This window comes from Paenarthrobacter sp. CCNWLY172 (assembly GCF_037402035.1).
Lineage (GTDB): Bacteria > Actinomycetota > Actinomycetes > Actinomycetales > Micrococcaceae > Arthrobacter.
Genome location: NZ_JBBEGB010000011.1, coordinates 19113 through 31302 on the forward strand (window position 1 = coordinate 19113; position 12190 = coordinate 31302).

General features: G+C 63.3%; 8 protein-coding genes. 3 read left to right on the forward strand and 5 right to left on the reverse strand.

The features are described 5' to 3' along the window. Positions 1–28: 28 nt before the first annotated feature. Positions 29–2383: a Tex family protein gene (locus WBN73_RS16785; protein WP_337340861.1), complete on the reverse strand. Its 2355-nt coding sequence runs from the start codon at positions 2381–2383 to the stop codon at positions 29–31. A gap of 88 nt (positions 2384–2471) precedes the next feature. Between WBN73_RS16785 and WBN73_RS16790 the strand changes: the two genes are divergently transcribed. After that, positions 2472–2768, forward strand: coding sequence for a hypothetical protein (locus WBN73_RS16790; protein ID WP_207596647.1), 297 nt, complete (start codon positions 2472–2474; stop codon positions 2766–2768). Positions 2769–2819: 51 nt separating this feature from the next. Here the strand turns inward: WBN73_RS16790 and WBN73_RS16795 are convergent, their stop codons facing one another. Continuing rightward, positions 2820–3254 carry a CBS domain-containing protein gene (locus tag WBN73_RS16795; protein ID WP_207596646.1) on the reverse strand — a complete coding sequence of 145 codons (435 nt, stop codon included), beginning with the start codon at positions 3252–3254 and terminating at the stop codon, positions 2820–2822. 336 nt (positions 3255–3590) lie between these two features. Between WBN73_RS16795 and WBN73_RS16800 the strand changes: the two genes are divergently transcribed. Then, positions 3591–5780, forward strand: a complete 2190-nt coding sequence (locus tag WBN73_RS16800; RefSeq protein WP_337340862.1) for a hypothetical protein — start codon at positions 3591–3593, stop codon at positions 5778–5780. Positions 5781–5812: 32 nt separating this feature from the next. On the opposite strand, the gene WBN73_RS16805 is transcribed toward WBN73_RS16800, so the two are convergent. Next, on the reverse strand, positions 5813–6265 hold the full coding sequence (locus tag WBN73_RS16805; protein ID WP_207596644.1) for a nucleoside deaminase: 453 nt from the start codon (positions 6263–6265) through the stop codon (positions 5813–5815). A 111-nt stretch (positions 6266–6376) separates the two neighbouring features. On the opposite strand from WBN73_RS16805, the gene WBN73_RS16810 reads away from it, so the two are divergent. After that, the gene (locus WBN73_RS16810; protein WP_337340913.1) at positions 6377–9937 is read left to right on the forward strand and encodes a TM0106 family RecB-like putative nuclease; all 3561 of its coding nucleotides are present in this window, start codon (positions 6377–6379) and stop codon (positions 9935–9937) included. On the opposite strand, the gene WBN73_RS16815 is transcribed toward WBN73_RS16810, so the two are convergent. After that, on the reverse strand, positions 9934–10743 hold the full coding sequence (locus tag WBN73_RS16815; protein ID WP_337340863.1) for a triose-phosphate isomerase family protein: 810 nt from the start codon (positions 10741–10743) through the stop codon (positions 9934–9936). The genes WBN73_RS16810 and WBN73_RS16815 overlap by 4 nt on opposite strands. A gap of 3 nt (positions 10744–10746) precedes the next feature. Next, positions 10747–12096 carry an MFS transporter gene (locus tag WBN73_RS16820; protein ID WP_207596643.1) on the reverse strand — a complete coding sequence of 450 codons (1350 nt, stop codon included), beginning with the start codon at positions 12094–12096 and terminating at the stop codon, positions 10747–10749. Between the last annotated feature and the right edge of the window lie 94 nt (positions 12097–12190).

A 12190-nucleotide genomic window follows, 5' to 3' on the forward strand; every position in this document is an offset into this window, starting at 1 on the left:
GATACTTCCTGCTACTTCCCGGTTCCGGCTACTTCCCGAGTCCGGCCCGGCGCAGTGCTTCAGCCATGGCCGTGTTCGCGGCCTCCGGAGCCTGCCGGGGCTTGCTTTGCCGTGCGCCGCCCTGACGACGATCACCCTGCCCGCCCGAAGCACGCCCGCCGGAGCCGCGTCCGGCAGCGGCGCCGGGTTCGTCGTCGAGCCTCAACGTCAGGGAGATGCGCTTCCGCTCGGGGTCGGCTTCAAGGACCTTCACCCGGACCACCTGGCCGGACTTCACTATTTCGCGGGGATCCGAGACGAACTTGTTGGACAGCGCCGAAACGTGGACCAAGCCGTCCTGGTGCACTCCGACGTCGACGAAAGCGCCGAAGGCAGCCACGTTGGTGACTGTTCCTTCCAGGATCATGCCGGGCTTGAGGTCGGAGATCTTCTCGATCCCTTCGGAGAACGACGCCGCCTGGAACGCAGGACGCGGATCGCGGCCCGGCTTCTCCAGTTCGGACATGATGTCCTTGACCGTAGGCAGACCGAAGGTGCCGTCCACGAAGGCCTGCGGATCCAGCGCCGTGGCGGGCCCACCGCCTGCTGCGACCAGAATCTTGCGGGCAACGGAGTAGGCCTCTGGATGGACACTGGAGGCATCCAGCGGCTCCGCTCCCCCGGTGATCCGGAGGAAGCCCGCGCACTGTTCAAAGGCCTTGGCGCCCAGACGCGGCACCTTCTTCAAGTCGCTGCGCTTGGCGAACGGGCCATTCTCATTCCGGTAAGCCACGATGTTCTCGCTCAGCAACGGGCCAACGCCGGCAACCCGGCTCAGCAGCGCTGGCGATGCTGTGTTCACATCCACCCCCACGGCGTTAACGCAGTCTTCCACCACGGCATCCAGGGACCGGTCGAGCTTCGCGGCGGTGACGTCGTGCTGGTACTGCCCAACGCCGATGGACTTCGGCTCGATCTTGACCAGTTCCGCCAGGGGATCCTGAAGGCGGCGGGCAATGGACACGGCACCGCGAAGCGATACGTCCATGCCCGGAAGTTCGGAAGCGGCCAAGGCAGACGCCGAATACACGGAGGCTCCGGCTTCGGACACCACCAGCTTCTGGATCCCCTTGGAGCCGGAAGCTTCGAGGGACTTGATGAGCTCCGTGGCCAGTTTGTCCGTCTCGCGGGAGGCGGTTCCGTTGCCGATCGCGACGAGTTCCACGTTGTGCTGCCTGGCGAGCCGACCGAGAGTGGCCAACGCTTCGTTCCACTTGTTCGCTGGGGCATGCGGGTAGATGGTGTCTGTGGTGACTACCTTGCCCGTACCGTCCACCACGGCCACTTTCACACCGGTCCGGAGCCCCGGGTCCAAGCCAAGCGTGGCCCTGTTCCCGGCAGGAGCGGCCAGCAGGACGTCGCGCAGGTTGGCGGCGAAAACGCGAACAGCTTCATCTTCGGCGTCGGCAAACATGCGTCCGCGAAGATCAGTGGTCAGCCGGTCCAGGATGCGTCCCCGCCAGGCGAGCTGAGCGGTTTGCATCAGCCAGGTATCGGCGGGCCGCCCCTGGTTGGCGACTCCGAGGCACTTGGCCACAGCGTTCTCGTACTTACCGCGGGCGGCGGCCAGCGCGTCGTCGTCGGCTGGGTCTGCCTCAGCGAGATCCAACTCCAGGACGCCGTCCTTTTCACCGCGCAGCAGGGCCAGCACGCGGTGCGAGGGCATGCCGGAGGGCACCTGCGTGAACTCGAAGTAGTCCTTGAACTTCTGGCCCTCGGCCTCCATGCCCTTTTTCACGCGGGACACCATGCGTCCCTGCTTCCAGAGGCGTTCTCGCAGATCTTCGGCGAGATCGGCATCCTGCCCGACGCGCTCCACCAGGATGGCGCGGGCTCCTGCGAGCGCCACAGTGGCGTCGTCGATGGAGTGCTCGGCATTCAGGTACTTGGCGGCCTCGGTAGCGGGGTCAAGCTGGGGATTGGCGAGCAGGACATCGGCCAGCGGCTCCAACCCGGCTTCGCGGGCTATCTGGGCCTTGGTGCGGCGCTTGGATTTGAAGGGAAGGTAGATGTCCTCCAGGCGCGCCTTGGTGTCGGCACCGACGACGGCGGCTTCCAGTTCCGGGGTCAGCTTGCCTTGGGATGCAATCGCCTCGAGGACTGACTTGCGCCGTTCTTCCAGCTCGCGCAGGTATCTGAGCCGTTCTTCGAGGTCGCGGAGCTGCGTGTCATCGAGCGTCCCGGTGACTTCCTTGCGGTATCGGGCGATGAAGGGGACGGTGGATCCGGCGTCGAGCAGTTCCACCGCGGCCTTGACCTGCCAGGCCTTGACGCCGAGTTCAGCGGCGATCTGGGCGTGGATGGCGGTATCAGCTGACTGGTGTTGGAGATTTAAAGTCACCATGACAGTTTGCCTCACGTGGCCGACAGTTTCCGAAGACGGGTAGCAGGAAGGCCTATCCCGGGGACGCTGATAGTGCTGTAGTTGGACCATGCAGGAACTGCTGATCATCCTTCAGGACGGATTTGATGCCGATGACGTGACCGTCACCGTCAACGGCAAGGAAGCCGTGTCCGAGCACGGCATTTCCACCAAGATGCTGTTGGGGATGGCCGACGAAGTCACGGTGGAACTTCCCGCCAAGGGTGCCACGGTGGGGGTGGAAGTCAGCAGCAGACAACTCAGCGCAACCAGGAAGCTCGTGGGGAAACCCAAGAGCCTGATCGTCTCCATCGAAGAGGGCGAACTCGTGATGCGTGAAGGAACGGGCCGCGAGGCCTTCCTCTGAGGGAAGGCCTCGCGGCGGCTGGAGTGGATACTGGGAACCGCTGGGACTGGCTCAGCGGGACATGTGCTCCTTGGCCGAGATGTGCTCCACCATCTCGCCGAGGCGCTGTTCCGCGTAGTGGTTGCGGGCGATATCGCCCTGGCTGATGATGCCCACCAACTTGTGGTCGCTGATAACGGGCAGGCGGCGGACTTGGCGTTCCTCCATCATGGTGACGGCCTCGTCCACGTTGGCATCGGCGTCCACCCAGTAGGGCTTTCCGGTGGCGAGCTCGCGGGCAAGGACTTCGCGGGCATCCTTACCTTCGGCCAAACACTTGACCACGATGTCGCGGTCGGTGATGAAGCCGGTGAGCTTGCCGTCGCTGCCGCAGATGGGAAGTGAACCGCAGTCCAGATCCCTCATCAGCATGGCGGCTTCCTGGAGAGTTTTATCCTCGGCGATGCACTGCGCATTCGTGGTCATGAATTCACGTACGGCACTCATGGGTCCTCCTTCATCGATTGGGGTGATCGACGCGGGGCCTTCGGCATGGTTCCTTCGGCTCCGAGCGCCGATGATGCCAGCCTACGCCCGGCGGGTACCGCTGACCAGATCATGGGGACCCTCTGGAGGCCAAAAAATGGCCGTGTTTCTCTGGATATAGTCCATTCGCTGGAGTATCCTCAGTGTGGGTTACACACGGCTTCCGGGCATCGGCCATTTCGTCTCATCTGAGCCTCACCACGCGCACCCCGCCCCGCCCTGGACCGTCATGCCGCTTCTGCGCCAAGCGCGCGGGCGATCGCATATTTGACTGCTTCAGCGTGAGAAAGATCCCCCATGGACACCCCCAACGTCCCCAGCACCTACTACACCCCTGCCCCCGCTTCCGATCTTTGGAGTTGCCGCCAGCCCAGCACGGTCAGCGGACGCTATGAAGGCTTTCAAGGCAACCCCGGCCCCATCGGAAGCGCCCTGGACCTCCGGCTGGACATTGACGCCCGCAACGGGGTCGAGTCTCCGGTCATGAACAAGGTCAGCGGCGATCTGTACAACACCCGCTTCGTGAAGGTCGCCGGCGTCAACCAGTTGGTGAAGACGTATGTGGAGTCCTGGATTGTGGACACGCCTCTTGTGACATTCACAGATACCGACGTGCATATCGTCGGGACCGTCCGCTATTGGAAAGGAACCCACCCTGCCACCACGGTGGACATAGTGGTCTCGTGGTCCTCCGGTGCTGTGACCGGGGCTGTTGCCACGTTGACGTCCGGCGGGATCCTCGGCCAGCCCTTTGCGTGCTCTTACCGCTCGGAAGCCTTCCGCGACATGAACCTGGAGCTGGACTACTGCTCGTCCGTGGACATCGAGCCCAAGGTCCCCGTCTACAACAGCCATGCCCACACCAACCGTCCCCCTGACCTGCCCCACCGGACCATCACCATCGAGTCCTCATACAGGGATGCCGGGATCGCGGTCACTATCGATCCGGTGCACACAGTCATCGACGACACCGCGCCAGGCTTCGCTTCCTGGAATGTCGGCGAACTCCACGACGCCATGGAAACCTCGTTCGGCAAGTACAACTCGGGGTGGCCCGCGTGGAACATGTGGGGCATCCAGGCCGGCATCTTTGACAGCGCGGGGGTGGGTGGCATTATGTTCGACGCCGCTGCGGGCTTTGGCGGCGCAGGTCGCGGACCGGACCGCCAAGGTTTTGCGGTCTTCCGGAACCACTCCTGGTTCACCAACCTCGTCTCCAATCCGGTCACCCAGGATCAGGCGTGGGCCATGCGGCATTTCCTCTACACCTGGGTCCATGAAGCCGGGCACGCGTTCAACTTCCTGCATGCCTGGGACAAAGCCCGCCCGGACTCGCTGTCCTGGATGAACTACGACTGGAAATACGATCAGCGCAACGGCACGGACTCCTTCTGGGGCAACTTCCGCTTCCGCTTCGACGACGACGAACTTCTCCACATGCGCCACGGAGACCGCGCCTCCGTGATCATGGGCGGCGATCCATGGGCCTCCGGAGGGCACTTGGAATCCCCTGCCGGCGCCATGACGGTTTCCGGTCCGGGCAGCGACGTGGAACTGACGCTCTCGGCGAAGGACCATTTCGACTACATGGAACCTGTGTCCATCGAGTTCCGGTTGCGGAATACCACTGACGTGCCGGTTATGGTGGACGGCCGGCTGGACCCCCGCTATGGCAACACCACCGTGTACGTCCAGAAACCCAACGGAACCGTGATCCTGCATGAATCGGTGGTCTGCTTCTACGGCCTCCCGGAAATGGTCACGCTGGCACCGGCTCCGGTGGGCGACGATGACGGCAGCGATCGCTTCAGCCAGCTGGTCCAGCTCGCATACGGAGTGGAGGGCTTCGCTTTCGACGAGCCGGGGCAGTATCTGGTTCGCGCCATCTATTCCACGGACGGCATCGTCCAAGCGTCCAACACGTTGCCGTTGCGCGTTGGTTTCCCCGTCACCAGGGAAGAGGACCGCTTCGCTCCCGAGTTCTTTACCCGGGAAGTTGGCCTGACCTTGGCGTTTGAAGGGTCCATGTCACCCTATTTGGAGAGAGGGTTGAATGCCCTGACCGAGGCCGCCGAACGCTTTGGCGGTGAGCCTTTGGGCGTCAAGGCGGCCACCGCCGTCGCGCAGTCTGTGGGCGATGATTTCTATCGCCGCAAGGACGAAAAGATGGTCAAGCACCATAGCGCTGATCCCCAGCGGGCGCTGGCGCTGACCGACGCCGGCCTCGCCGGCTATCAACAGTCTGCCGGTGCGGCGAGCAACCTTGCCTACCGCAGCCTGGTGGAACTGCGCACGGAACTCCATGCGAAGGCGGACAACAGCGCCGCCGCAAGGTCGGAGGTGGAAACCCTCGCAAAGGACCTGGGAGCCCGGGGCGCCAACTCCACCGTGGTGGCCCAGGTCAAGGAACTGATTTCCCCAACTCCAACGACCCGGTCCCGCCGGGCGGCGCCGAGGAAGCCCGCCAAAAAGTCGTCGGATGGCTAGCTGGTATATGGACCCTCTGTAGCCGGCGACGGTTATTCCGCGATGTCCTCTGCCCACAGTTCAGGGTGCTCGTCCTGGAACGAGCGCATCATGTCCACGCAACGGGGATCGTCCAGGACCACCACCTCGACTCCACGTGAACGCAGGAGGTCGAATTCGCCGGGGAAGGTCTCGGCTTCGCCCACGACAACCCGCGGGATCTTGAACTGGATGATGGTTCCCGTGCACATCGCGCAGGGCGCCAGGGTGGTGTAGAGCGTGGTGTCGCGATAAGTCTTTTGGCGTCCGGCCGCCCGGAGCGCGGACATCTCGCCGTGCGCAATCGGGTCGCCGTGCTGGACACGTTCGTTATGGCCACTGGCGACCACCACGCCGTTGCGGGCCAACGCGGCACCGATGGGAATGCCGCCCTCGCTGAGGCTCTTTTGTGCGGCCTGGAAGGCGGCTTCGAAGGCTGGGTCCACGGTGGGGGCTGAATCGGTCATGGGTGCAGTCTAAAGTGGCCCGACGCTGTTTTGCAGGAAGTCATTTTGTCGGTGCCCGCTGATAGCTTGGCTACAAGGATTTCAACCGGCATGGAAGGAAGGTGGGTCGCTGTGTTCTTTCTCGATCCGGAGACGGCGGGCGCCCCGCAGGACTTGGTCTTCTCTGCCAGCGACCTCGTCATTGCAGCAACCTGCGAGTACCAACTTCTCCGCAAACTCGACGAAAAACTCGGCCGTTCGCCCAAGCCGGACTTCGCGGCAGACGCCATGTTGGAACGTACCGCCGCCCTTGGCGATGTTCACGAGCATCGGGTACTGGATGGGTTCGTAGACAAGTTCGGGCACTGGGATGCGGCCACCGGAAGGGGCGTTTACGACGTCGTCCCCGCGACGGTGATGGACCGCGCCACTCTTTCGGCAAAACACGCGGAATCCATCGAAGCCCTCCGCTCCGGAGCGGATGTGGTGTTTCAAGCCGCTTTCTTCGACGGTGAGTTCCATGGGCGTTCCGATTTCCTGGTGAAGCAGCCCGGCGGGCTTTATGCGGTGTTCGATACCAAGCTGGCACGCCATGCCAAGGTCACAGCCCTCCTGCAGCTCGCGGCCTATGGAGACCAGCTGCTTAAAGCAGGAATCACTCCGGATCCCACCGTCACCCTGGTGCTGGGCAACCGGGTCCACAGCGACCATCCCCTCTCGCAGATCCTCCCTGTGTTCAAGGAACGGCGTCAACGCTTCCTTGGCATGACTTCTGCGCATGCCTCGGAGCCGGGTCCGGTGGAATGGGGCGACTCCCGCTACTCAGCCTGCGGCCGCTGCGACTATTGCGCCGAACAGGTCCAACTGCACCGCGATCTCCTCATGGTCGCGGGCATGCGCATCAGCCGCCGTAAGAAGCTGCTCGAGTCCGGCATCACCACCATCGACCAACTCGCCACCATGCCGGCAACCGGAGACTCCACGCAACTGAGGCTCCGCGAGCAAGCCCAACTGCAAACTGGTACCAGCAGCCCTGACGGCACCGTCACGTACTCGGACAAGTCCGGAGAAACCAAGGCCATCAGTTACAACGTCCTCCCGGACAACACCCTCGGCAGGCTTCCCGCGCCGGACCCGGGCGACATCTTCTTCGACTTCGAAGGTGATCCCCTCTGGCAGGACCCCGCCACGGGCAAGTGGGGACTGGAGTACCTCTTCGGCGTCATCGAAAATCCCGTGGCGCCCGGGACGGAGCCTGTGTTCCGCCCTTTCTGGGCGCATTCACGCGCTGAGGAAGGCCAGGCGTTCGTCGACTTCCTGGACTACGTAGCCCAGCGCCGTGCCAAGTATCCCGGTATGCACATTTACCACTACGCCTCATACGAGAAAACGGCGCTGCGGAACCTGTCCCTGACGCATGTGGTGGGTGAAACGGCCGTCGACGACCTCCTGCGCCAAGGAGTCCTGGTGGACCTCTTTGACACCGTCCGGCACAGCATCCGGGTCTCCGAGAACTCCTACAGCATCAAGAAACTTGAGCCGCTGTACATGGGCCAGCGCCTGCGCTCCGGGGACGTCACCGACGCCGGAGCTTCCGTGGTGGCCTACGCGGACTATTGCACGGCCCGCGACAATGGGGATGGCGGGCAAGCTGCCGCCATTCTCGAGGGGATCAGGGACTACAACGAGTACGACTGCTTGTCGACGCTGGAGCTGCGCAACTGGCTGCTTGCCCGTGCTGCGGAGCGATCCATCGTTCCCGGCGGCCCTGTGCAGGAGCAACCACAGCCAGACACCGCGCCGGAGAAGTACGAGGCACCGCCCGAAGAGACGGCGCTGTTCGACTATGTGGCCGGCCTGCCCGTGGAGCAACAGACAACGCCGGATTCCCGGGCCATCGGCATCGTCGCAGCCGGCGTCGGGTACCACCGCCGCGAGGACAAACAGCACTGGTGGGAACACTTCGACCGACTGGAAAAGCCGACCTCGCAGTGGGACGAATCCCGCGACCAATTCTTGGTTGACCACTCGGAGTTGCTGCAGGACTGGGCGAAACCAACACCTCGCAGCAACCCTGCCCGGATCGTCAAACTCCTGGGCCGGTCCGGTGACGGCGCGGGATTGGATCCAGGCAGGAAGTACTTCAGAATGTATGCGTCTCCGTTGCCGGATGCTCTTGCTGCCAAGGAATCCTCAGTGTTGGGCCGTGCGGGTTGGGGCGGGACGGAGGTTATCGAGGTCGGTGAAGAGGGCGACTTCGAGTCCGTCACCATCGTCGAGAAGCTTCGAAAAGACTCCACGGAGTTCGTCCAGACCCCTATGGCGCTGACCCCTGACAGCCCGATTCAGACAACCGGGCAACGGGCTGCGTTGGCCGCATTGGCCACCAAGCTCCGCGCGGCGTTGCCTTCCTGGCCCAAGGATCCTGCCTTGGACCTGGTGCGCCGACAGCCGCCAAGGCTGCGCACCCTCGCCAACCTTCCAGCAGTCCCCTCCGGCCCCGATGGCTACATCAATGCCATCACAGCGGCGGTCAAGGACCTGGACCATTCCTACCTGGCCGTCCAGGGTCCTCCCGGCAGCGGGAAGACATATGTTGGCGCCCACGTGCTGGCCAGGCTGGTGGCCGACGGGTGGAAAGTCGGCGTCGTTGCGCAATCCCACGCCGTAGTGGAAAACATGCTCTGCGCTGCCGTGGAGAAGGCGGGTATTGATCCCCGTCTGGTGGCCAAGGACGTCAAGCACAACGATCCTGTACCGTGGACCAACTGTGCCAAAGGCGACGTGGAAGAGCTCTTGTCCCAGCCGGGTGGCGCCTTGATCGGCGGCACCGCGTGGACCATGGTGGGCAAGGAAGTCCCCGCCGGATCACTCGATCTTCTGGTCATCGATGAAGCGGGACAGTTCTCGCTGGCCAACACCATGGCTGTCAGCCGGGCCGCCACGCGGCTCCTGCTCCTCGGTGACCCGCAGCAGCTTCCCCAGGTCACTCAAGGCAAGCATCCGGAACCCGTTGATGAATCGGCCCTGGGTTGGTTGTCGGATGGCTACAACACTTTGCCGTCCCATCTGGGCTACTTCCTGGCGTTGTCATGGCGTATGCATCCGGAATTGTGCAGCGCAGTGTCAAAGCTGTCCTACGACAACCGGCTCGAGGCTGCACCCGCCGCCACCCTGCGTGAACTTGAGGGGGCGAGCCCCGGAATTTCCTGTGTCTACGTTACGCACAACGCCAACTCCACTGCGTCGCAGGAAGAAGCTGTTGAGGTTGTCCGGCAAGTCCAAGCCCACCTCGGCCTGAAATGGCTGGACCCTTCGGACTCCCCGGAACGCCGCTCCCTCGAGGAAACCGACATCCTGGTGGTAGCGGCGTACAACGCCCAGGTACAGCTCATCAAACATGAGCTCCGATCTGCCGGCCTCAGGACAGTGCGGGTAGGTACCGTGGACAAATTCCAAGGCCAGGAAGCCCCGGTGGTCATCGTCTCCATGGCCGCATCAGCCGCCGGCGAAGTTCCCCGCGGCATGGAGTTCCTGCTGTCCCGCAACCGGATCAACGTGGCGGTGTCGCGCGGTCAGTGGCGTGCCGTCGTCGTGCGTTCGCCTGAACTGACCAACTACCTGCCGACCCATCCGGAAGGCCTCGAAAACCTCGGCGGTTTCGTGGCCCTCTGCCAGCGAGCGGCCCTCTAAGACCGGCTGGCGATATCCAGGGCTTCGTCCAGGACCTGGCCGAAGTTGCTGGCGTCGTGCGCGAAGCGGCCAAGGAAAAGCCCGGAAACCCCGTCCAGTTGCGGCAATAAGCCGGGTTTCGCCGACCCGCCATAAATGATGGGAAGCCCGGCCAGCGCGTGCCGGGCAAGCACCGAACGCAAGGTACCGACGACCCGCGAAACATATGCCGCTGAGGCAGGCTCAGGAGCGCCGATCGCCCAGACGGGCTCGTAGGCGATGACAAGCTTCGAGGCATGGGACCAGTCGCCGGACACTGCGGCTTTGATCTGCCCGAGTACCGTGTCCGCGGCTGCCTCCGGTTCCAGCATCTCGGACTCTCCCACACACAGCAGCGGAGTCAGTCCGGCATCTACGGCTGCACTGACCTTGAGAGCGATCATCGCCTCATCTTCGGCAAAGTAGCGCCGCCGCTCAGCGTGACCGATTTCCACCAATCCCACTCCAAGCTCAGCGAGCATGGACGGTGCCACCTCACCTGTCCACGGCCCGTCAGCCCAGCCACAGTTCTGAGCGCCCAAGACCAGTGACGTGCCGTGAAGCATATGCGCCGCTGCGGGCAACACTGGATGCGACGGGATCACGAACGGGACCACCCGCCCGGCCGCGAGGGCCGGGCGGGCGTCTGCTTCTGCCACCAACTGCTCCAGCCACGCCAAGCTCTGCCCGTAGCCCATGTACATCTTGGTGCTGACGCCAATGAATACCGTGTCCAGCGCGGCGTCCTTCGCAGAGTCCGCAGCAGAAGGGAAAGCAGGCAGGTTCACGCCCTATTTCTCCAGCAGTTCGTCGGCCTTGTTGCTGAAACGCTTCGTACCGAACATCAGCAGCGCAGCCAGGAACGGCAGGACACCCAAGGCGTAGACACCCATGGTTCCGGTGTCCGAGGCCGTGACCTGGTTGACCGTAGTCCGCAGGATCGGCGCCACGAAACCACCCAGGTTTCCGAGGGAGTTGATCAGTCCGATACCGGCGGCCGCGGCAGTTCCGGTGAGGAACGCCGTCGGATATGACCAGCAAATGGGGCCGGTGGACAGGAAGCTGCACACCGCGAGGGTGATGAAGATGATGCCCAGGGCCGGCATTTGGTTGGCACCGGCCCACGCGGAACCAAAGATGCACAGGCCCGTGGAGATGAACAATGCTGTACCCCAGCGACGGCGACGCGCCACGGTGTTGGCTGCCTTGCCGATGAAGTAGCAGGCGAAGATGCCGAAGAACCACGGGATGGCCGCGAGGAGTCCGACGGCGATGCCCACCTTTTGCCCGGTCAGCTGCGCCACCTGCTGTGGCAGGTAGAACGTCACGCCATACACGGCCACCTGCAGGCAGAAGTAGATGACCGTGAAGTACCAGACCCGGCCGTTACGCATGGAGGCAAGGACGCCACGAGGGCCGGATTCCTCCTTCACGGTATCCTCGAGCGCCATGACATCGGACAAAGCCCGTTTCTCTTCCTTGGTCAGGAACTTGGCATCCTGGGGACTGTTGATGAGGAAGAAGTAGGCGGCAATACCGGCCAGGACGGCGAGCATGCCCTCAACGAAGAACATCACCTGCCAGCCTGCGACACCCGGAACCTGGTCGCCGATGTTGATGAGCCAGCCGGACAGGGGTGCACCCATCATCTGGGAGAACGGCTGGGCCAGGTAGAAAATGGCGAACATCTTCACACGAACCTTGTTGGGGAACCAAGCCGCCAGGAACATGATGACGCCGGGGAACAGACCGGCTTCGGTGACGCCCAGCAGGAACCGGAGGATGATGAAGGACGTTTCACCTTGGACGAACGCGAAGCACGCAGAGACGATGCCCCACGTGATGGCGATGCGGGCCAGCCACACCTTGGCGCCAAATTTGGTGAGCAGCAGGTTGCTGGGAATCTCGAACAGGGCGTAGCCGATGAAGAAAATGCCGGCACCCAGGGCGTAAGCCCCGGCGGTGATGCCCCTGTCCACTTCCAGCGCAGCTTCGGCGAAGCCAACATTGGTGCGGTCCAGGAAGGCCACCACGTAGAGGATGACGAGCATCGGCATGAGTCGCCGCGAAGCTTTGGAGATCGCCGATTTGAGGACCGGCGTGTCCAGCAACTCCTTGGTGGAATTGGTGGCAACAGACATTGAAACTCCTCTTTGAGTGACAGGAAATGACCAGTGCAGCGCGGTCAGCCGCGCACAGGCGCGGTCAGCGCGGGAAGAAAATGAGCACCAGGCC